Below are 23,861 nucleotides of genomic sequence, written 5' to 3'. Positions count from 1 at the left end.
AGACAATAAGTTACGTCTTGATTTCTCATCTCGCCCTTTGGACAGCAAATATCTATGGTCTCTTGTTGAGCATAAAGGAGAGGAAAAACAATCGTTCAAGAATTTGAAGATGCAAAATGGATATGAGCAGGCTAGAGATTTTATGCAAAATATGAAGAATGGTTCAGGAGAGGATTTTGCTTCGTATATATTCCACAATTTGTGTTTCTTTATATCCAATCTTCCTGATGGGTATAGTCCAAGAGACCTTAATAAGTATTTTGAGAGAATGAACGCTTCTGGTAAGAATCTGGAACAACATGAAATTCTTAAGGTTAAGTTGCTTAGCAACTTGGACAATGATGTTGATAGATATATGTTGCTTTAGAATAAATTTGCCGATGTTGATACTCTGTTAATTTGCAGAAGAAAAGAGGAGAATATGGAAGAAATCAAGCGACAGGCATTAAAAGCTGATATTGACACTATCTTTTCAAATAATCTCATAAACGGATTGAAAAAAGATGCTTACGATAGTACGATTCCTATAGGAAACCTTGAAATGTCTGCATCGGCACCCCAAAACGAACGTGAGATAAACAAAGACTCACGATGTGCAATATCTTTTCCTTATCTGCTGTTGCAAGTGCTTTATAGAAAAATGGGTAAGAATATTAAATGTAATCTATATTTGGCTGCAGCGTAAAGAGTTGTTTGAAAAAAAATCTCTTGAAATAAAGAATATTGTTGAGAATTATATTTTTAAGCGGAATAGAAGTATCGAACATATAGCTCCACAGAAGCCACAAAGTGGCTCTACGATGAAGTGGATGATACTGAAGAAGATAAAGTCTTACGAGATAGCTTCGGAAATTTAGTAATGATTTCACAAAGTTTGAATTCTTCTTTAAAGAATGAATTTTATGAGGTTAAGACTGCACATGTTAAATCTTACTGCAACGGTTCAAAATCAGGCTCTATTGAAAGCTTGAAACTTTTAATTGTACATCAATGCTATCCTGATAGATGGGATAGAGAAGCCATCACAAGTCATGGTAAACTTATGTATGACTGGCTTCGAAAAAGTATTGAAGAATGATTTATTAATTGTGTAATGCCGTATAATCATCCTCCGGCAGTATTTTTTTAAGTTTCATTCATCCTTTACCTGCTTCTGCGGTGTCTTAATATAAAAGGACATGAAATGGATTTACAAAAGGCATATCGTTTAGCTACAATTATCATTCGGGTAAAACTGGGGAATGTGACGGAAGAGGAACGTTCGGAATTGTTGGATTGGCTCGACGAGAGCGAGGAGAATCGCCGGACATACAAAAGGATTATTCGCGGAGAAGCGATTCGCGAACGGATAGCAGGAGAAGAACGGATCGGAAAAGAGACCGATTATGAGAAAATACGAATTTCGGTCGTCCGGAGTTTGGTGGGACGCAGACGGAGCCGGCGTGTGCGCTTATGGAGGAGTGTGGCTGCTGCGGCTTGTATCTGTGCTGTGGCGGTGACTGTTTTGTGGGAATTGTCCGGTGTGCGGGCGGTACCGGAGGCTATGCCGCTGGCCGGACAACAAACAGAGACTGCTAAGGTAAAACTGATCCTGCACTCCGGTGAACAGATTGCTTTGGAGCAGAAGAAAGAACAGAGAATCGAAGCAGGGGATGCAGTGATTAAAAATGAACACGGACAACTGATATATGAAAGTAAAAATAATCTGGCGACCGAAGAGCTGTTCAATAAAGTGGTAACCGCTATCGGGGGAGAGTATGCCTTGATTTTGAGCGACGGAACCCGGGTATGGTTGAATGCGGACAGCGAGTTGGAATATCCCGTGGAATTTGTAAAAAAAGAACGTATCGTGAAATTGAGCGGGGAGGCTTATTTTGAGGTGGCTCCGAATCCTGAACAGCCTTTTATCGTGGAAGCCGGAGGGATACAGACCCGGGTATTGGGAACTTCATTCAATATACAGGCTTATCGTAATGAGAAATCGGTATATACGACCTTGTTGACTGGAAGTCTCCGGGTGGCGGTTGCAGACGGCGGTGATGCGGTAGTGCTGACTCCGGGACGGGAAGCGATTTGGGAAAAGGGAAGCGGGGCTATTCAGGTGGAAGCTGTCAATGCTGAGGATGCGATTGCCTGGAGATATGGGAATTTTATTTTTGAGGAAGAAGATATCGAAGTGGTTATGCGGATGTTGTCCCGCTGGTATGAAGTGGAATTTGTATTCGACGGAGGAAGGAAAGAAAGGCATACTTTCAGTGGACGGATGAGTAAAGACGAATCCCTGGATACCGTGCTCGAGACCATTGAATTAGCGGGAGGACCGGAGTTCCGCCGGGAAGGAAATATCATACATCTGATTGAAAAATAAACCGGAGTTGTTTTGGCCAGCAACTCCGGAATAAAGACCTTGTCCAGAAACAAGGTATTGTCTAACTATTTTATGTACAAATTTATGAAAAAAAACGAAACTAAAAAATCGTTTGGAAAGCTTTTGTCCTGGCGGCAACTATGGTGTTGCTGTCTGATGCTGATCGGAGGACTACTACTAACAGACCGGCCGGCTTTTTCACAAGCCACAACCCAAGCCAATGTGTCTTTAAAATTAAAACAGGTGACGGTATTGGATGCGCTGCGGGAATTAAACCGGCAATACGACCGACAGCTGATGTTTAAGCGGGAGGAAGTGGAGCAGGTGAAGGAACCGGTCTCTGTCGATGTAAAAAAGGTAACTCTTTTGCAAGCCGTAGAGGCCTGTATCCGGGGAACCGGTTTGGTGGCAACCGACCGCAACGGGATTATTGTCATCGGTCCTGCGCGGCAAACCACACCTCCTGTTTCCCAGGTGATTCAGGGTATAGTGAGGGACGAGCAGGGAAATCCGTTGCCGGGGGCTACGATTAAAATCAAGGGTACCCGGATGGGGACTGCGACCGATTTCGAAGGCCGCTTTCAATTGGCTTTAGCCGGAGATGCACAGGTGCTGGAAGTATCTTTTATCGGTTATCGGACAGTTGAAGTAAACGTACAGGGGAAAGAGGAAATTGAAGTCAGGCTGCAGCCCGATCAGGCTGAAATGGAAGAAGTGGTGGTTACCGGTTATCAGACGATCCGGAAAGAACGAATGACCGGTACGACGGCGACGATTACTGCCAATCAGATTGCAGGCCGGGGATTACAGTCGATCGACGAGATTCTGAATAGTACGATCTCGGGGTTGAATATGATCAGTAGTGGCCGGCCCGGACAGGACGCACAGATCCAGATTCGTGGGGTAAATTCGTTGACGGGGAGTACCGAGCCGATGTGGATTGTCGATGGTATGCCGTTACAGGGAGAGATTCCCAACATCCAAAGCGGTTCTACCGATTTGCAGGCGACTATTTTTACGACCGGGATCGGTAATATTGCACCGGACGATATCAAGTCGATCACCGTATTGAAAGATGCTGCCGCTACAGCGATTTACGGTGCCAGGGCTGCGAACGGGGTGATCGTCGTCGAAACGAAAAGCGGACTTTCCGGGAAAACCCGGTTTAATGCTTCGGTGAATGTGGGGATTACCGAACGACCCCGGAATAACATCGACATGATGAATACTGCGGAGAAAATCCAGTTCGAACGCGAGATCTTTTACGATCAGCAAGGATATATCTATACCCCCGGGCGGGTGACTAAATTATTGCAGCAAGCAGCCTATGGAGAAATTTCTTCTGATGAGGCCGAACGGCGGATCGGCGAATTAGCTAAAATCAATACTGATTGGTTTAAAGAAATCTATCGCACGGCGATCAGTCAGCAATACAATTTCAGCATGTCGGGAGGTAACGAGAAAACACAACATTACGTTTCCTTGAACTACCTGAAAGAGGTCGGTACCGAACCCAATAATAAGTACGATCGGTTGGGGATGAACATTAAATTAACCCATAATCCTTCCGAAAAAATCCGGATTACCGGTGGGTTGGGGGCCACTATGAAAAACGACAGGGTGACGGCCAGTAGCGTAAATTCACTGGAATATGCAATGTATGCCAACCCTTATGAACGATTGAAAAATGAGGATGGTACAAAGGCTTACGATATCAGCTACAATGCGAAGGAAAGTAGTATCCGGGACGGGCTGGATTGGGATACTTTCAATATTCTCGACGATCTGAACCGAAATACCAATACCAACCGTTATCTGGATGCCGAGCTTTCATTGAAGGTGGAATGGGAAATTGTCAAAGGCCTGATGTTTACGACCCATGGGGTTTATAATGCCAATTCCAACCATAACCGGATTATCGAAGGAGCGGATACCTATACCAATTTTATCAATAACTGGTATTCCTACAAGGGAGAAATTCCGCATGATATGGTGAAGGGTTCTTTGCGGGAGGCTACAGGGTATACCAATGCCTATACATTTCGGAATACACTCCAATATACGGGGGAATATGCCGGAAAACATTATATCTCTTTGTTTGCCGGGCAGGAAATACAGGAGCGGACCGCTTATAATTCTTTCAATTATTCTCCGGTATTCGACGAAGAACACCGGATCGTCGGATTCCCTGAAATGGACGATATCGACGGATCGGAAATCAATTATAGCGCCTTGGGAGGGACAGGAAAGTCAGTCAGCAAAATGTCTTCCTTTTTTGCCAATGCCTCATATTCCTACTTGGATAAATACATTTTGACCGGAGCATTGCGCTATGACGGTTCGGATATTATCGGGAACGACAACCAGTTTACTCCGCTATGGAATGTCGGTTTACGCTGGAATCTGCATCGGGAGGAATTTATGAAGCGGTGGATGTGGGTAGACCAGTTCGCTGTCCGGGGTGGTTTCGGATATACCGGGAGTATCGATAAGAATGCACTGCCTTTTGTGGTGATGACCCTTGGACAAAGTGTGATTTATGACGGGCAAACTGTACCGACTTCTTTCAGTTACCCCAACCCGAATGTAAAATGGCAGACCAAACAGGATATGAATGTCGGCCTGGACCTCTCTTTGTTCGACTATCGGTTGGAATTGGGGGTGAATTATTACAATAACATCACCCGGGATGTGCTCGACCGGAAAGCTTTACCCTATTCTTCCGGACGGAGTGAGGTGACGGAGAATGTAGCCGATATTTATAATAGCGGATGGGAAATCGATTTGGGAGTAACCCTGTTGAAAAATAAATCTTTTCAATGGTATGCCAAAGCGAACATCGCGATCAACGATAATAAAGTGAAAAATACGTATTATAAGGATACGAAGGATCTGCCGAAAGCAACCTTGAGTAATGCCCATCAATTTGTAGAGAATCAGCCGGTGAACGGTTGGTATGGGTATAAATTTGCAGGAATCAATCCTATCAACGGAGCGGTGATGACTTATACCGGCAATGGGGAGGCAACCTTGGATATGTCGGTTAGCGGAGCTACATGGCCTACCCCTTCGGTGTTTTATTTAGGAAATCTTACTCCTCCGGTTGTGGGCGGATTTTCAACTTCTGCCAATTGGAAACAATTGATTTTTTCTGCTAATTTTGAGTTTAAGACCGGACATAAAATCAAATCGTTCAATACCTTCCGAAGCCTGGATGCCCGTAATCGTCATACCTCCGAAGCGAATCGCTGGCGTGAACCGGGAGATATCACCAATGTACCTGCTATGTCGGAAGCTTTTACCACCTATTCTTCCTATATGTACGATATCTTATTGGAGAAAGGAAACTATCTCCGCTGTAGCTATATGACACTGGGATATAACCTGAAACCCGAATGGCTGCATAAAATAGGTTTCAGCACTGCCCGGCTCAGTTTTACAGCGAAAGACCTGTTTACGGTTTCCAGTTATAGCGGAATCGATCCGGCACTGATGGGGTCGTTCGGTTATCCGAATTCCCGGAAATATACGATTACTTTAAATGTTGGATTCTAAAATTGAAAGAGATGAAGAAGTTGTTCTTATATATCACCTTGTTCTTGAGTTTTACTTCGTGTGAAAAATATCTGGAAGTAAAACCATCGAATATTTTAGCATTGAAAACTTATGACGATGTAAAATCTTTGTTGGGTTCACATTTGAAATTATATACAACGACATCTACCGGTGCTCATAAATTAACAGGGACGAATGTTCCCTGGAGAGCGAGCGATTTGTATTTGTTCTTCGGTTTCTATAGTGACGATTTGAATACCGATACCTGGCTGAACGGAAATTGGATGGCTAATAATAAAAGAGCGTTGTATACAAACAGTTTGAACTGGCAAAATACCACAATGCCCGGGACGATCTGGGGAAACTATTTCAGTAATATCGGTTTTTATAATACGATTATCGACGAATTGGCGAATGTCAGTGCTTCACAGGAAGAAAAAGATATCGTCGAACAGGAAGCCCGTTTTCTGAGAGCCTGGTATTTGTTTAAAGTATTGCAATATTTTTCTCCCTATCACAACAATGAATTGGGGATACCCTTTAATACCGATTCGCAAGCAGTAGGAAGTTATAATAAACAGCGGAAAACACAGGTTCAGGTATATCGGTTTTTGATCGATGAGTTGACTACGGTCATTAATTGTAAGACAGAACCCCGGCCGGCTTATAATATTTTTTACGATAAGAACCTGGCCCATGCTTTGCTGGCTGAGATATACCTTTTTAAAGGCGGTTCAGGAGCTGGCGAGAAAGAGGATTATGTTCAGGCTATTACGCACGCACAGGCGGTTATGAAAAATTATCCGTTGCAGGGGATAGATGAATTCATACCTTTTGAAACCTATAAGACAAGTGAGGGGGGAGTATATAAAAATAAAGATCAGGCCTTATTGTCCTTTTTGTGGTATACCGGTGATTCGGGCATGTATGGAACGATGGAGGCTTATGGTTTACTCGAATTTGTCCGGGATGAGCTGTTCGAATTGTTCGATGAAAACGATGTTCGCCGTTCCCTTTACTTTAATCCTGAAAACAAGGCTATCCGTAAATTCAAGGATCTGCCGCATTCCTATGGGGTGTTGCACTTTTTCCCGGTTTCCGAAATGTATCTGATCGAGGCTGAAAGTTATGCCCGTAACGGACAGGAAGGAGAAGCCCGGCAAGCCTTGGAAGAGTTCCAACGCCATCGGGTCAGAAATTATCAGGGATACAAAGGAGCAGATTTGTTACAAGAGATTATGAATGAACGGAGGAGAGAGTTTTGTCTCGAATACGATATGCGGTGGTGTGATCTGATCCGGATTCAGAAGGGATGGTCCAGAAATTCTTACCAAAATCCGGAAGAAGCCGTCTATATGCTGGAAGATAATGATTTCCGTTTCTGTTTCCCTATTCCTTTGCTGGAAGAAATGCAGGAAAATAATCAGATCGAACAAAATCCCGGATGGAATATGTTGTAATCCTAAAATGATGAATAAGATGAAAATAATAGGTTATATTTTGCTGATTGTTTTGCTTTTTTCGTGCGAAAAGAGTGAATATGAAACCTGGTTGTACGAACCTGGAATCGAAGCCGTCGATTCGGTGGCTATTTATCCCAATAGTCCCGTTTTGATCGCGAATGGTAAAGCTCAATTAAGTTTTCTTGTAAAAGCTTATTCGTTTGTGAAAGATAAACGGACGATCGAACAGGTGATCAATGGGGAACATATTGTTAAAGACTCTGTGTTTACGAAGATTTCTGCAATGAAAATGGATCGTTTCGAAGCATCTGAAATACAGATTAAAACCAGGGATGGTAAGTTGATCGAGGGACAGAAATTCTCGGCCACCGAAGGGGCTGGAACGGATGTTGAATTTGTATGTACTATTCATGGGATAGAAAGTGAACCTTGTAAAGTGCATTTGATTGCCGATCCGGTAATGGATTTTCCGACTGTTACTGTTCCGGTTGTTTTCCATCTATTGGTTACAGATAAAAATATCAATAGGTATGAGGGCATAACGACCGGGTTGTTACAAGGATTTATCGATCGGGCCAACAAGGTGTTTTCGGGAACTTATGCCGACGATCCGGTTGCCGTCGACAGTAAAATTCGTTTTGAATTGGCTACGGTGGATGTACAAGGGAATAAACTCGCTACCCCGGGAATAAACAGAGTGGAAATGGGAACTCCTGCTTATGGCGAAGTTGCCGATTATATCAATAAGAATTTACTATGGGACCCGAACCGGATATTGAATATCTGGGTAAACGATGAAATTTATGGAACCAATGCTTATGCTCCGGCTTATATTTTGGATAACGGAACCGTTGTACCCGGTTTGGAAATGAATTCGGTTACTACAGCTGATGAAGTAAGTTTTACTTCGTATAGTGAAGTAGGCATTACTCTTGCTGTGAGTTCGATATTCTCGATCAATAAAGGAGGCTATGAATATTATCTGGGTACACATTTCGGATTAATGCCTACAGTGTTCAGCACTTATTCAGGTATTCCCTTTGTTGATGGTGATGTAGATTTTTGTTCGGATACTTATACTTATGAATTAGGGCCTATTGCTTTGGAAAAGAATACTTATTCGGATGATGAACAGGCTCCGGTGATTTATTATAATTCCTATAATATCATGGATGGAAGCTCGGCATCGACTTCCCTGACCTATGAGCAGGTTTTGCGTATGAGGAAAGTGATTGCTAATTGTCCGGGACGGATGTTTAATTAATATAATAACCATGTGCTGATGTGCTCCCGGGAGTTACTCCATAATGAGCACATTAGCACATAAATTTTATCCCATAATCCAACGAGCCTTTCTACCCAATAACCGGTACATCAGGGCTGTGAATCCCCACGCACACAGGAAAATAAGAATTGCCATTACCGGCACCTGTAGCGGAATCGGCAGATTGAAATTACCGATCAGTAAAAAGGCCGGGCCGACCAGAAAATAATGTACCATGTAAATGCCGAAACCACATTTCGTGATATTGGCGAGCGAACGGATGAGGGCGGGCGTAGAGACGACTACTTTTTGCAAAGCCAGAAAAACCGCCAGAGTCATACATAACACGTTAGGGCTGCAAAAAGTGAAAAATAATTCCATATCCGATTCGGTAGCTGCCGGATTATGGGCTGCTGCACTAAAACCGGTAAAAGTGACGGAATAGCCGGCTGCAAATAAGAGAGCGGATAGAAGCAGTGTTTTTCCGACGGACCAGGAATTTCCTTGTTTGACATAATGCCCGAGCAGGAGATAACCGTTGAAACCTGCAAAATAATATAGTGTCCCGAATTCGTTCCAGGTGGCGGTGCCATAGAGATAATGCGAAATATATTCGCCCATATACGGGAGAAATAAGCTGATTACCCAAATCCACAAGTAAGTTTGTTTCATTTTACGATCGGCCTTATCGATCCAGGCAGAGAAAAAGGGCATATACAAATAAAGTCCGATCAAAAGGTAAATGTACCACATATGATTCTCTTTAAAGGAGAAATTGAAAGGAATCATGGCGATGTCTTTCAGCGAATCGATGAAAGACTGGGATTCACTTCCTTGTACATAACAGAAAAAATCGCCGATAATGGATTTCGGAAGCCCGACTACTCCTGTAAACCACGGGAATAAGTTGTAAAGCACCGACCATATCAAAAAAGGAAATAATACCCGGAAAATTCTTTTCTTGTAGAAAACGCCTAACGGTTGTTGACTAACCGGAAGTAAGAGTAATCCGGTCATCATGGCAAACAGGGGAACCGACGGACGAAATAATGAGCCGTATACAGAAGCCCAGAATTTATATTCGGGTAGGGTTCCCAGGGTCGGGGAGATGTAAAAGGGATCGATACAATGTACGCCGATCACCATAAGCATTGCTGTAAGCCGGACGACATCCAGCCATACGATGCGTGAAGGAGAGGGTAAATCGTGATTCATGTTATTCATTATTTGTTATTCGTCTGATTATTTAACGTCGCAAAAGAATGAAATATTTGTCTCAACTTCCGTGAAATATTGGCCAATAACTAATAAAAATTGGTCATACCGGAAAAAAATTCTGTATCACTTCAAAGTTAAAAATGTTAAATCTTGTCGAATAAAAAAGGAAATGAGCGATTATGCGTTTACTTTTGTATAAACATAAATCGGTGATGAAGAGGATTTTATTCATGATTATATTAGGGCTGGGAGGACTGATGCCGGTAAACCGGACATTAGCCCAGAGAGCTGTCGACTTGTTTCAGGCTTATAGTTGGGAACAGGCTAGTTTGCAGGCAGCCCGGGAAAATAAGCTGGTTTTGGTCGAAGTGGGACCGATCGACCCGAAAGTGGAGAGAGGAATACAGACGAAACCCGATCTGGTGAATTATTTGCAGCGGAATGTGATCGCAATCCGGCTGAATGCGAACGATACGAAAAACAGTGGATTTCAAACGCGCTTATTGATGTACGAGCCTCCCCTGTTTGCTTTTTTTATGCCTTATGGAGATTTGCTGGAAATGATAAAACCGGGGGAGGTACTTCAAGATCCTTCTGCTTTAAGAGAAACACTCGAAAAGGCGAAGGAACGGGCTGCAGTGAAAAAAAGAAATAGCCGCTCTGTTCGTTTCGAGGATTTGCCGTTCGAAGAAGCTTTGGCAAAAGCGGAGGAAGCGGAGCAGCCGGTATGCATTTATTTTACCGCCGACCGATGTCAGGCTTGTTTGTTATTGGAGAAAAACGTGTTGAACCTGGACAAGGTGGCCGATTATTACAATGACCATTTTGTCAATCTGCGGGTGAATACCTCGCGGACACAAGAGTTGGCCCGGCGATATGGGATAAAACAGTGTCCTGCTTTTCTGTTTTTGAATGCCAAAGGAAAAGTGATTTACCAGGGCGAAGGGGCGGAAACAAAGGAGCAATTGCTGGACAATGCTGCTCTTGCTTTGAAAAAAGCCGGAGGAATTTCGTTTCAGGAATTATCGGATGAGGAGGCTCGGGCTAAAGCGCAACAGGAGAATAAACCGGTGTTTATCGATTATTATATTCCGGGTGGTGCACATAAAGAGATGTTGCGTACCGTATTTGCCGACCCGGAAGTGGCTGCCCTTTTCGAGCAGCAGTTTGTCAATGTAGCCCGCGAATCGGGTCAGGCGGTGTTGGTTTTTACGGATGCGGGGGGAAACGAATTGCACCGGGTGAGAAATATCATGAGTCCCGAAGATTTGCTACAGGAGGCCCGGATGGTGTTGGAAGGAAAAGGATTGGCCGGAATGGAGAAGGAATTCCGCCAGGGAAGTCGCCGGCCCGAATTTCTGAAGAGTTATATGGCGATGTTGGGGCGGGCTGATAGATACAGGGAAGCCGGAGAGATTGCAGCGGTTTATTTCTCGGCTTTACCTTCGGGTTGTCTCCGGGAAGCTGAATATTGGGATATTTTCGACCGCTATTATATGCTTGCCGATACAGACCTTTTTCAATATGTATTGACTCACCGCAAAGAATTGTACGACCTTTACGGAGAAGATAAGGTTCGGAAAAAGATAGCGGCGGTCTGGATTGCCGGGGCTGAAAATTTTGTTCAGGACGGCGTTTTTGATGAGGCCGGTTTCAAAGCTTATACCAAACGACTGAAAAAAGAAAAAGTCGAAGAGTGGCGGCAAATTGTCCGGAATGCCCGGATGCATGCTGCCGAACGCACCGGGGACTGGCGTACATTCGTCGATTTGGCAGAGGAAAAATGGTACGAAGAAAAAATTCCCGATGCCGAATTGTACAGCTGGGGAGTGAAAATCAATGAAAATTGTCCTGACGAAGCTATTCGCTACAAAGCGGCACACTGGTTTGTACAAGCAGCTCAGGAAATGGAACGAAAAGAACGGGTCACCGGAAAAGTAAGCATGAGTTCATATAAAGGCTTTTTCGAAAAACTGGCGGACGACCTGGTGGGAAAAAAGTAATTGCGTTTGTGCTCTAATCGTTGAAGCTGAATTTGACACGATTGACAATGGAACGTCCCAAAGTCAGCTCGTCGGTATATTCCAGATCATTGCCGATAGAGATGCCTTTGGCAATGGTGCTGATGACGAGATCTTCTTTATTCTTCATTTTTTTGAAGATATAATAGCCGGTAGTATCTCCTTCGATGGTGGCACTGAGGGCAAAGATGATTTCCCGGATCGGTTCCTGCTCTACCCTTTCAACTAAAGAAGTAATGTGCAGATCGGCAGGACCGATACCGTCCATTGGAGAGATGATTCCTCCGAGCACATGGTATAAACCGTTGTATTGTGAGGTGGCCTCGATCGATAAGATGTCTTTGATGTTTTCTACGACGCAGAGCGTCGTGTTATCTCGTTTCGGGTCTGAACAGATCTCGCAGATTTCACCGTCGGAAATATTATGACATCGACGGCATTCCTTGATGTTTTTCTTCAGGTCACCGATACTTTTCAAAAAGTCGTCGACTTCCTGCACATCTTTCTTCAGAAGATGTAATACGAATTTCAGAGCTGTTTTACGCCCTACTCCCGGTAGGGAAGCAAACTGATCGACCGCTTTATCTAATAACCTTGAAGAATTCACCCTTTTTTCCTTTCTCCTTTTTTCTTTCTCCCCCTCACTCCTCCCTCAAACGAATATCTTTCACTATCATCTGAATATCGTTTTTCCCCATAAATTCATTTTCCTGGAGCGTATAACAGATATCGAAAAATCCGCCGGAGTTCACTTTATCATAGAGATGCCCCATGCCGAAACCGATGCCGCTCCGGTCGTTACAGGCCCTGGTATCGTCGACAATGACCAGTTTCAGGTGTTCGTTGTTACGTCCCACCCGTTTGGTGCCGATGAAGTTTGTTACTTTCTCGGTCATGAAGACCGGGATGGTATTGTTGGGACCGAACGGGGCGAATTTTTGCAGCATATGATACAGATCGGGAGTGATATCGGTCAGCTTGATTTTAGCGTCGATATTGATCTGAGGGGTCAACATTTCATCGTCGATCGTTTCCCGGACAATACGTTCGAATTTTTGTTTGAACGGTTCTATATTTTCGATTTTCAAGGTCAATCCGGCAGCATATTTATGCCCGCCATAATTCTCCAGAAATTCACTGCATTGCGAGATAGCGTAATACAGATCGAAACCTTCGACCGACCGGGCTGAGCCTGTCGCCAAGCCGTTCGATTCGGTAAGAATGATCGTCGGACGATAGAAAGATTCGGTCAGGCGCGAAGCTACGATCCCGATCACTCCTTTATGCCAGTTGGCATTGAACAATACGGTCGTTTTTTTCGACGGTTCGAGTTCCGATTGGTTGATGTGGCGAATGGCTTCCTCAGTGATATCGTGATCCAGTTTTTTACGTTGGTCGTTGAAAGTATTGATATCCGAAGCGATACCGGCAGCAGAGCATTTCTCGTCGGCTGTTAGTAACTCCACCGATTTCCGGCCTGATTCGACCCGTCCGGCTGCATTGATCCGGGGACCGATTCTGAAAACGATGTCGTTGATCGTAATTTCTTTATCGATCCCGGAAATTTTTATAATCGTTTTTAATCCCAGACTGGGATTGGAGTTCAACTGCTGTAACCCGAAATAGGCCAGAATCCGGTTTTCTCCCGTGATCGGGACGATATCGCTGGCTATGCTGACGCATAACAGGTCCAAAAGCTTGTAAAGCTCCGACATCGGAAGATTGTGCTTCAGACTATGTGCTTGTACCAGTTTGAAACTGACCCCGCATCCGCTCAGCCATTTGTAAGGGTAGGGACAATCCGGGCGTTGGGGATCGAGCACCGCAATGGCTTCCGGCAACGTATCTCCCGGAGTATGGTGGTCACAAATGATGATATCCACCTGTCTGGAATTGGCATATTTGACTTTTTCGACTGCTTTGATTCCACAATCGGTGATCAGCATCAATGAAAAACCGTTTTCTGCAGCATAGTCGATTCCTTTGATCGATACCCCATATCCTTCCGTATAGCGGTCGGGGATGTAGTATTCCAGATTATCGCTGTTACAGTGGTGTTTCAAATACTTGTATAGCAGGGATACTGCCGTCGTCCCATCGACATCGTAATCTCCGTATATCAGTATTTTTTCATCTTGGGCGATCGCCCGGTCTAAACGTTCTACTGCCTTGTCCATATCTTTCATTAAGAAAGGATCGTGCAGCATATTCAGGGATGGATAAAAAAAAGATTGTGCCTGTTCCGAACTAGTAATACCCCGTTGCAGCAGTAAGTTCGCTATAACGGGGTGACAATTTAGTTTTTTTGAAAGTTCCTCTATCTTAGTAGCCTCCGGCGGAGTATTGATGACCCATCTTTTTTTCATTATACTTTTTTCCAATTCTGCTACAAAGTAGCGGAAATTCCTTGTTATTTCAAAGTGTAATCTAGATTAATTTCATATAACAAAATCTGAAAATTGAAAATATAAAATTAAGAAGCTCTGTTACAAAAATTTGCACGATTCGTTTTTTTTATTCAGAATTGCATTCTCCGGATTATGAATGCCATGTATATTTGCTTTGTCTCACCCTGTCCTATTCAGTGCGATAACTCTCACATCGGAGTATCCGGGAGGCAGTCTCAAGAGATGGGACATTTCCAGATGCATCGGCTAAGTTTCCTCCCATTTGTTTGCAGATGTCGAGAAATTTCACTTATATTGCATGTAAGTTGTGCATACGATACTTGTGAATCAGAGAATTATGTGTTATTAATTTGTTGGATATCAAGAATATGTGCAATTTTTTAAACATAGATATTTTAACTTTTTGATTCCGTTAACGAGTAGTGAATGTATTATTTGTGTTTTTTACTTAAGAAATTACAATTTTACAAATTTGCCCAAATAAAGGTTCGATTCTTTTGGCGAAAATACGCCAGAAGAAAAATGGACAAACGATAACCGACAATTGACAGATATTGGAAGCTTCGCTTCCGTTAAAGAATGAAAAATAAAAGAAAAATGAGAGCAAGAATAAAGAAGATAATCATTGATTATCAAATAAATAAAAAACAAACCATAGGTTTAAAGATACATTATCAATTGTCAAATGACAATTGTCAATTAACAAAGTACCCGCAGAGTCCAGGGAATTTATGAACTTTATAAACTTTCGACTGATTTAATCGAACGTTTTTTGTGTAATCTAACAAATACATTTTATGAAAGGTAAACAAATTTTTTATTGGCTGAGTTTATTATTATGTCTGGCGGTGGCAGGATGTAGTAGTGACGGAGAAGACGAGGTTACGCCTAAAGATGAACCGGGAGAGGAAGGAGGAGGGGAACAGACCGGCCGGGAAGTATGGAGTTTCGATGTAAAAGTAATGCTCGACCGGGCGACTTTTAAATCTTACGGTTCTTCCGCAAACGTTGTAAACAATAAATTGAAACAGCGTTTTAAAGAAGTAAGAGAGCTTTACCATGGGAAAAAAGGAATCACCTATTTCGATGCCGATATAGAATTTGTCCCTTTCTTCGACGAAACTTGTGTATACGATTGTTCTTCTCAGGAAGTCCTGGATCATGCTGTGACCTATCGGGGCGATTATCCTTATCTTGTGATGTTCGACGGTAAAGTCGGTGATTTTTCCGATGAACGGGTACATAGCGATTGGACCGGCTGGGGGATCGAGGTCGTTTGCATTTCCGATAACAATAAAGGAGCACCTGACGGCGGGGCCACTACCTACGATATTTTATCCCCTTACAAAACTTCCGAATGCCTGGCCCATGAATTAGGGCATGCCCGCGGAGTTCCCGATATCTATGCGATGGAAGTGAAAACGAACCCGATCAGCGGGACCTTGTTCAGCCCGGTGACCTGTATGATGAATATTTGCTGGGGGGGAGATTCCTGGAGCGAATATGCACAATTACTGATCAACCGGAATAAAAATCTGGTGCGGGGACAAGAAGGATTCATTCCGTTGGAAGAACCCAAATATCCGAAGAACTTAGTGTTGAATATTACCCGGGACGGACAACCGGTGAAATATGCGGCAGTCAATATCTACCGGGAGGAAATGTATAAAAACACTGTCGATGTTACTGCTTTTATGAAAAAAACACTGGGGACCGACGGCTTGTTGAGCTTATCACCGGTTACTCTGTTCAATGGTGCGGGAGGAGGGATCGGATATGGCGTCCTCTTGATCGAAGTCGTTGACGGAGAGAGCAAAACCTACCGTTATATTCCGGTTTATGAGGTTCAGATCGCTTATTTGAAAGGAGATACGGACCAATATACGATAGAAATAAAATGTGATTGAAGAGTAAGGGGTAAGTAACCTCTCTTATACATACAATTACTTATTACAAACCATTAAATGATGTCTTATGAAGAAAATGCTAAAAGTAAACATGTTGCGTTTGCTATTGGGGATGTCGACTCTGGTATTTTTTGGTATATCAGGTAGTTTTACAGCCTATGCCGGCGATACGCCGGCAGCGCCACAGCAACATAAACGGGTAGTGAAAGGAAGGGTTACCGATAAAAAGACCGGAGAACCCATTGTCGGAGCTACGGTATGGTTTAAGGAATCGACCAGCGGAACAGCAACGGATGCTGCCGGAAATTATTCGCTCAACCGCCCTCAGGGAAATGCAATCCTTTCGGTGTCTTTTATCGGATATAAAAGCCAGGAAGTGGTATTAGGAAAAGAAGATGTGATTAATTTCCAGTTGGAAGAAACCAGTGAAATGATCGAGGAAGCCGTTGTCGTCGGTTATGGATCTCAACGTAAAGAGAGTGTAATCGGAGCGATCACGACTGTCGGAGTGGCTGAACTGAAACAACCGACGGGACAGATCAGTAATAGTCTGGCGGGGCGTCTGGCCGGTGTGGTTGCTGTGCAGCGAAGCGGTGAACCCGGGCAAAGTTCCGAGTTCTGGATCCGGGGAATCAGTACTTTCGGTGCCAACAAAGACCCGTTGATCCTGGTCGATGGAGTGGAAAGAAGTCTCGACTTGCTGGACCCCGAAGATATCGAATCTTTTTCTATCCTGAAAGATGCTACGGCAACAGCCGTCTACGGAGTGCGGGGAGCGAACGGGGTGATCATCGTGAATACCCGGCGGGGAAAAGAGGGACGACCTGATATCAACGTGAAAGCACAGGTCGGTATCCTTACACCTACCAAAGTGCCCAAAATGGCGAACTCGGCTACCTGGGCCGAGATGTATAATGTAGCCCGTACTTCTCACGATAAGGCTCCTCTGTATACTCCTGAAGAAATTCAAAAATACAAAGATCACAGTGATCCCTATTTGTATCCCGATATCGATTGGTTGGATGCTTTAATGAAAAATCATACTACTCAACAACGGGTGAATCTGAATGTCACCGGTGGGGGGAGTATTGCCCGTTATTATATTTCAGGCGCTTTCTTTAACGAAAACGGTTTGTTTATCAGTGATCCCGAACATGAATGGGATTCCAGGATCAATTACAAACGCTATAATTTCACTTCTAATGTGGATGTAAACCTTCATCCCACTACGATTCTGAAACTGAATATCGGTGGAAGTATGGAGACCAAACATCAGCCATACAACAGTATTAGCTCGATATTTAACGATGCGATGAATACTTCTCCGAACGTGATGCCTTTATTTTATCCCGATCGGGATGAGGATGGGGCTGTTCGTTATGCCGAATACGGGGAGTCAGTTCCGAATCCTTATAATACTTTGACTCAGGCAGGGTATAACGATAACTGGTGGACTAAGATAAACGCCATGATAGCTCTGGAACAGGATTTTTCGAAATTGGTGACCGAAGGGTTGAAGGCTGAAATTAAATTTTCATTCGATGCCAATTCCTGGAATCAGATTTTGCGGGGAGGTTCGCCTCATACCTGGTACGCCCGGATGAGAGATGATGATAATAATTTGGTATACGAGGAAAAGTCGTTAGGTTCAAATACGTTAAGCTATACTTCTTATGCGAATGGAGAACGCGCTTTATATTTGGAAGGACGTATCAACTACGACCGGCTGTTCGGGAAACATCGGGTTGGAGCACTCTTTTTATACAACCAGCGGAATTATCAGGTAGCTGCCGGTTCTTCTATCGACGCTTTGCCTTACCGGGATCAGGGGCTTGCCGGACGAGTGACTTATTCTTACGACGACCGGTATTTTATCGAAGGAAATTTCGGGTATAACGGATCGGAGAACTTTGCCAGCGGTAATCGTTTCGGTTTCTTTCCGGCAGGTGCTATCGGCTGGATTGTTTCGAATGAAAAATTCATGGGTGGTGTAACCCATATCATCGATATGTTGAAATTGAAAGCTTCTATCGGTCAGAGTGGTAACGACGAAATCGGAGGAGGACGGCGTTTCGTGTATTTGCCTACGATTGTCGGAGCTTACGGAACGTATTGGGGTACTTCCCATACCTATACCGGAGGTACTGCTGTCGGGGAGTATGCCAATGAGGATGTGTCGTGGGAAGTATCTACCAAAACAAATGTCGGTTTTGAATTGTCTTTATTCAATGCTTTACGTTTACAGGCCGATTATTTTTACGAAAGACGGAAAGGTATTTTTGTTCAACGGCAGTCGTTACCCGATTATGTCGGGGTATCTACCATGCCGTGGTCCAATGTCGGAAAGATGCAGAATCAGGGAATCGATGCAACGCTCGAATTCGACAAAAGTTTCGGTGAGTTTTTCTTGTCGGCCCGGGGAACCTTTACGTATGCCCGCAACAAACAAATCGATAACGATCAACCCGATTATATCGATAAATACCGGAACCGGAACGGACAAAAATATGGCCAGCAATTCGGTCTCATAGCACTCGGATTGTTTAAAGATGAAACGGAGATTGCCAATAGCCCTTCCCAGTTCGGTACTTCCTACCTCAAACCCGGAGACATCAAATATAAAGATATCAATGGAGACGGCGTAATCGACGATGCCGACGAAGTGCCTATCGGTTATTCCGATGTACCGGAAATTGTATACGGTATGGGAGTAAGTATGAATTACAAAGGATTCGATTTATCGTTGTTTTTCCAGGGGGTGGCCCGGACGACTTTTTTCCTGGGAGATGCCTATTTCCCGTTCAATTATCCGAATATCGGACGGACAGGTTTTCTGGATGATTTGAAAGATAAATATTTCGATCCGGCCAAACAGAATTTCGATGCAGAAATCCCTCTCTTGTATGATGAAGGATGGCATGGGAGCAACTATAAAAATTCCACCTGGTGGCAACGCAGCGGAGCTTTCCTGCGTTTGAAAACTGCTGAACTCGGGTATACTTTACCGAAATCGGTGACTCAAAAATTGCGTTTGAAAACAGTGCGTTTCTTCGTTTCCGGTACGAATCTCCTCACTTTTGCCAAGGATGTGAAACTCTGGGATCCGGAAATCAATTCAACGGACGGACGTGGTTATCCTTTGATGCGTACCGCTAATTTCGGCGTGAACATTAACTTCTAACCTAAAACATGAAGATTATGAAATCAAAAATACTTTTTTATATCGCTGTCGGTTTGGCTTTTCTGACCGTTTCGTGTGATTCGTACCTGGATAAAGAGCCCGACGATATGCAAACGATCGAGGGGGTATTCGCTAAACGTAGCACTACCGAGCAATATCTGGCCAATGCTTATGCTTACTTGCCGGAACAGTATGATGCGGTATGTATCGTTCCGCCGATGTATGGCTGGCCTTTTGTACCTGCCAGCGATGAGGCGGAATGGGGTGCTGTTCGGGTGTATGCTTTTATGCAGAACGGTACTTTGTCGGCCTCCAATCCTTCTCTTAACTTCTGGACTCCTCTTTATCGCGGAATCCGGGAAACCAATGTATTCCTCGAACATGTGGGAGAATGTAAAGAATTGGAAGATGGCGAACTGGAAGCCTGGACTGCCGAAGCCAGATATATCAATGTGATGTGTCATTATTGGTTGGCTATGATTTATGGACCTATCGTGTTGGTGAAAAATGAGATTATCGATGTAAATTCCACGATTTATCGGGAAAGAGACTCCTGGGAAGATTGTGTGAAGTGGATTTGTGATGAGTTGGAAGCTGTGGCTTACGAGTTGCCACCGACTCAGGGAGATACTTACAAAGGTAAACCGACCCGTGGTGCTGCCCTGGCCTATCGTTCCCGTTTATTACTTTATACGGCAAGTCCCTTATTTAACGGTAATGCTTATTTTTCATCGGTAAAGAAAAAAGACGGAACGGCTTTATTCCCGACAACCAAAGATCCGGAAAAATGGAGAGTGGCTGCCAATGCTGCCAAGAACTTCATCGATATGTGTGAAGACGGTTCCCTGCCTCATCAGCTGTTGACCGGTTCGGATGAAGAGAATGCAAAAGGGAAAACCTACAAAAGAGTATTTATCGAGGCTTGGAACAGTGAATTGATCGATGCCGAATTTCCCGGAGCAAACAATACGTATTACGTTTATTTACTGGAACAAGGACCTGCTCCGAACGGAGATCGTTTCCTGAATGGGCATGCCACCAATTGTGCCACTCAGTTCCAGGTAGACGCTTATGCCATGGAAAACGGGCGTTATCCGATTACCGGCTATAACAACGACGGTTCGCCGGTGATCGACGAGGAATCCGGTTATACAGAATCCGGCTTTTCCACTTTTACCGTACCTACTTTTGATTTGGACTACAAAGGTTTTACCAGCGAGATGTTCAATATGTATAAAAACCGGGAACCCCGTTTTTATGCCAGTATATTCTATAACGAAGGGGTATGGCCGAATACGGTAACCGATAAACCGGTGTATATCAATAAATACGGAACAGACGGCAGTAATAGTTCGGACTATAATCGTACCGGGTATTTGATTACTAAATTCGTTCATCCGGGATCGACCCTGAATCCCTACAATCTGAATTTTGAACGGAGTTGGTCGAATTTCCGCTATGCCGAGATTTTACTGAATTATGTGGAAGCAAAGATTGAGCTGGGTGAGTTGGACGACGAGGTATTGGGCTATTGGAATGCCGTGCGTAACCGGGGTGGTGTGCCGGATATCGAGACCGTATATCCGGATGTAAAAAGCGACCAGAATCTGGCACGTGACCTGATCCATCGGGAACGTCAGGTGGAATTTGCTTTCGAAAATATCCGCTGGTTCGATGCTAATCGCTGGAAGATTGCAACGGAGACCAATCATGGGAAAACCTACGGTATGAATGTAAACATATCTTCTAAGAATGCTTTGCGTTCCGAATATTATCAGCGTACGGCTTTCGAAACCCGTGTTTTCCTCGAAAGACAGTATTTACAGCCGATTCCACAGACTGCTATTATGAAGAATCCGGATCTGAAACAGAATCCCGGTTGGTAATGTTTAACCTCTAAACGAAAAAAGATGAAAATCAAATATTTAATTCTTTGTTTTGTCGCTTCTTTATTGGCTTCGTGCGGAGAAATCGACGAGTCGAATCTGAAGCTCTATCCTTCCAAACTTTATCTGGGAGTGAGTGGTTACAACCTGCAAGAAATATACGATCTGGGCGAAGAATCTTTGGTATGGGATGTATATGTGGATAAGAGCGGTTATTACGATAATGCCGCCGAAGTAGAATTGTCGTACGATCCGACAGTACTGACCGATTATCAGGAGCTGACTCAGGAGGGACTGGATTTCGAAGTATTACCTGAGCATGTCGGTACTTTGGGGCAAAAACGCCTGAGTCTGGCTGCCGACGCCACCTTGGGAGGTACACAACTGACTTTCGATATGACTACTCTTCGAACACTGATTCCGAAAGATGAAGAAGTGAAGTACGTTTATCCGGTACGGATCAAGAGCCTGACCGAGGGGGTAGAGGTCAATACCGATAAAGATTATCTGTTGCTGGCGATCCGGCTGAATACACCTCAGGCAAATTTACGCGGAAAGGGGAGTTTGATAGAAGCGGATTGTGATCCTTGGCGAGGTACGAATATGGATAAGATCATCGTACCTCTGATTATGGATTTGCCTTTTGATAATGAAAGTATGGAACTGACGTTCGATTATGAAGCTGATCCTGCTTTATTAGATTCCTATAACCAATTATATGGAACGAACTATGAATTGCTGCCTGAATGTTATACGACTCCTGAGTTAAAAATCAAAGCCGGTGAAGTTTCGGGAACGGCAGAAATGGAGGTAGATCCTGTGCAACTTGCCGGAGAAACAGGGTATGATTTGGAAGGTAAATCTTATATGTTACCCATTCGGATTACCGGATGTGACAATCCGTCTGTCAAGATTCAAGCAGGTGCTGTTACTTATGTAAAAGTAGCTACAAAAGCCAAGTGGACCGGAACGTGGACGGAAACGATTCTTGAAGGAGAATCCGGAATTAGTACAACAGCTGGTAGTGTGTTGTCCGTGAAATTATATACCCGTCATGCTGTTATTGCAAATGCAGTCGGTGATGAAAATTGCCAGAATATGATGTCTGGTTGGATATTGGATGATGAAGCGATTCTTTGTCCTGGTTGGAGTGGAACTATGTTCGAGCAATGTTCACCTATTATTAAAATTACCGAGGAAGATTATGACAATAGTGGAAAGAAAAAGGTAGATGTTTTGGCCGGTTGGTTTGGCGATATTTGGAACTGGGGGGGTAAACCAGTTTCAGCTAATAATAGCTGGTATGATCCTAATTCTCAGGTACTTCATTTAGAATGGTCGGGTGGCTATAGTTGGGGGGATTATACGATTAAAAGAGAGTTTTCGAATCCGATATTTGATTGAATTTTATCTGATGAGGGTGTGTCAAAATGCGTGTTTCGATAAATTATATAGTTGCAATTTATTGATAATCAATATTGAAAAGCCACTAAAAATACGAAAATTTGCATTTTGACACACTCTCTCAAAAACATTTTTAAAATTTTGAGTCATGAAAAAATGGATATTTATTACAACTTGTACCGTTGTGGTTTTATTGTCGACAGTGAATGTTTATCGTGTTTTAGGAGATTGGAATACACCTTTCCTCAGTATGTTAAAACTGGAACAACTGGCTTATGGTGAAGGGGGAAATACGGGAGGTGAAGGAGGAGGGAATCCATCACAAGGGATTTATAGTAAGGGATATTTGGATGATTATCAGTCATGTAAAGTATCAGAAAAGGTTCCTTGTAGTATTTCTGTTCCTAGTCGTTATTTTGAATGGTGTAAAGTAAATTTTTATTATACTATAAAACATGAAGGAACACAAAATTTATGTAAATATACTGGTGGGCCGACCGCTTGTAATTATTTTTTGTGTAAAAAAAATGGATAATTAGAGTATGGGATTGTCTAACAAGTATTTTCTGTTAATCTAAATGAAATGAAGTATATCCAAACTTTACTCCATATGATAATAGAACAGACTTATTAGATAGTCCCCCAAATTATAGTTGCTATGAAATCTAAATTTTATTTGATTTTTTATAGTATAGTTCTATGTGCTTGTCAACATCCTAAAGAATCTGTACAATTATTTGATACTGGTAAGATTATTCGGATCGATGTTGAAGAAATTGATGAGAAAATGTTTATTGCTTCTGCATTAATCGATTCTTGTGTATATATTCCTTTGGAAACTTCTGATACAACTCTGATAGGGAAAATAAGGAAAATAGATGCCTGGAAAGATCGTTTTTACATTTGGGACCAAGTTGGAGAGGCCGTATATATTTATCATACTTCAGGAAAATTATTGTGTAAAATACATCATTGTGGGCGAGGTAAAGGGGAATATCCGCGTACTACTGGATTTGCTTTAGATAAAACGAATGGACATGTTTACATTGCTTGCGATATGTTACAGTCAATTTTGGAATATGATGATAATGGGAATTACATTAAAAGTATTTCATGTCCTTTCTGTATGTCGGATTTTGTAGTTTTAGGTAAGGATTCTTTGATATGGTATGGAGGACAGTCATAT

The 23,861-nt window shown here is 43.2% G+C and carries 15 protein-coding genes and 2 pseudogenes; 14 read left to right on the top strand and 3 right to left on the bottom strand.

The window, feature by feature from the left end; all coding sequences use genetic code 11:
* The 7 genes and pseudogenes from WS34_RS10590 to WS34_RS10565 all read left to right on the top strand — a co-directional run.
* A pseudogene (locus tag WS34_RS10590) lies at nt 1–367 on the top strand (DUF262 domain-containing protein); the annotation flags it as partial.
* 54 nt (nt 368–421) lie between these two features.
* Nucleotides 422–685: a hypothetical protein gene (locus tag WS34_RS10585; RefSeq protein WP_046404713.1), complete on the top strand. Its 264-nt coding sequence runs from the start codon at nt 422–424 to the stop codon at nt 683–685.
* Nucleotides 686–796: 111 nt separating this feature from the next.
* Nucleotides 797–1,078, top strand: a pseudogene (locus WS34_RS15865) (GmrSD restriction endonuclease domain-containing protein); the annotation flags it as partial.
* Nucleotides 1,079–1,183: 105 nt separating this feature from the next.
* Nucleotides 1,184–2,368: a FecR family protein gene (locus tag WS34_RS10580; protein ID WP_286693721.1), complete on the top strand. Its 1,185-nt coding sequence runs from the start codon at nt 1,184–1,186 to the stop codon at nt 2,366–2,368.
* Between the two features lie 84 nt (nt 2,369–2,452).
* A complete protein-coding gene (locus WS34_RS10575) occupies nt 2,453–5,923 on the top strand; it encodes a SusC/RagA family TonB-linked outer membrane protein (RefSeq protein WP_286693720.1) in 3,471 nt (1,156 codons plus the stop codon).
* Nucleotides 5,924–5,934: 11 nt separating this feature from the next.
* Nucleotides 5,935–7,383, top strand: coding sequence for a RagB/SusD family nutrient uptake outer membrane protein (locus tag WS34_RS10570; RefSeq protein ID WP_286693719.1), 1,449 nt, complete (start codon nt 5,935–5,937; stop codon nt 7,381–7,383).
* A gap of 19 nt (nt 7,384–7,402) precedes the next feature.
* Complete coding sequence (locus tag WS34_RS10565; protein ID WP_286693718.1) at nt 7,403–8,650, top strand: zinc metalloprotease; 1,248 nt, start codon at nt 7,403–7,405, stop codon at nt 8,648–8,650.
* Between the two features lie 66 nt (nt 8,651–8,716).
* On the opposite strand, the gene WS34_RS10560 is transcribed toward WS34_RS10565, so the two are convergent.
* A complete protein-coding gene (locus WS34_RS10560) occupies nt 8,717–9,865 on the bottom strand; it encodes an acyltransferase (protein ID WP_046404719.1) in 1,149 nt (382 codons plus the stop codon).
* A gap of 215 nt (nt 9,866–10,080) precedes the next feature.
* Between WS34_RS10560 and WS34_RS10555 the strand changes: the two genes are divergently transcribed.
* Nucleotides 10,081–11,871: a thioredoxin fold domain-containing protein gene (locus WS34_RS10555; RefSeq protein ID WP_286693717.1), complete on the top strand. Its 1,791-nt coding sequence runs from the start codon at nt 10,081–10,083 to the stop codon at nt 11,869–11,871.
* 13 nt (nt 11,872–11,884) lie between these two features.
* On the opposite strand, the gene recR is transcribed toward WS34_RS10555, so the two are convergent.
* A complete protein-coding gene (gene recR / locus WS34_RS10550) occupies nt 11,885–12,496 on the bottom strand; it encodes a recombination mediator RecR (RefSeq protein ID WP_013611934.1) in 612 nt (203 codons plus the stop codon).
* 34 nt (nt 12,497–12,530) lie between these two features.
* Nucleotides 12,531–14,255, bottom strand: coding sequence for a single-stranded-DNA-specific exonuclease RecJ (gene recJ, locus WS34_RS10545; protein WP_013611933.1), 1,725 nt, complete (start codon nt 14,253–14,255; stop codon nt 12,531–12,533).
* A gap of 839 nt (nt 14,256–15,094) precedes the next feature.
* Here recJ and WS34_RS10540 point away from each other — a divergent pair.
* From WS34_RS10540 to WS34_RS10515, 6 genes are all read left to right on the top strand, one after another.
* Nucleotides 15,095–16,204 (top strand): hypothetical protein, encoded by a 1,110-nt coding sequence (locus tag WS34_RS10540; RefSeq protein ID WP_013613766.1) that lies wholly within the window; start codon nt 15,095–15,097, stop codon nt 16,202–16,204.
* Between the two features lie 67 nt (nt 16,205–16,271).
* Nucleotides 16,272–19,385: a SusC/RagA family TonB-linked outer membrane protein gene (locus tag WS34_RS10535; protein WP_118159941.1), complete on the top strand. Its 3,114-nt coding sequence runs from the start codon at nt 16,272–16,274 to the stop codon at nt 19,383–19,385.
* A gap of 17 nt (nt 19,386–19,402) precedes the next feature.
* A complete protein-coding gene (locus tag WS34_RS10530) occupies nt 19,403–21,271 on the top strand; it encodes a RagB/SusD family nutrient uptake outer membrane protein (RefSeq protein WP_022159458.1) in 1,869 nt (622 codons plus the stop codon).
* 24 nt (nt 21,272–21,295) lie between these two features.
* Complete coding sequence (locus WS34_RS10525) at nt 21,296–22,675, top strand: DUF1735 domain-containing protein (protein WP_046404704.1); 1,380 nt, start codon at nt 21,296–21,298, stop codon at nt 22,673–22,675.
* A 148-nt stretch (nt 22,676–22,823) separates the two neighbouring features.
* Nucleotides 22,824–23,210, top strand: a complete 387-nt coding sequence (locus WS34_RS10520; RefSeq protein ID WP_046404702.1) for a hypothetical protein — start codon at nt 22,824–22,826, stop codon at nt 23,208–23,210.
* Nucleotides 23,211–23,333: 123 nt separating this feature from the next.
* Nucleotides 23,334–23,861, top strand: a 528-nt coding sequence (locus WS34_RS10515) for a DUF4934 domain-containing protein (protein WP_046404700.1), incomplete at its 3' end; no start/stop codon positions are given.

Origin of the sequence: Odoribacter sp. N15.MGS-14 (genome assembly GCF_000980245.1) — a bacterium.
Classification (GTDB): domain Bacteria; phylum Bacteroidota; class Bacteroidia; order Bacteroidales; family Marinifilaceae; genus Odoribacter; species Odoribacter splanchnicus.
Note: the sequence above shows the minus strand (reverse complement) of the source record. Positions and strands in the feature narration are given on the sequence as shown.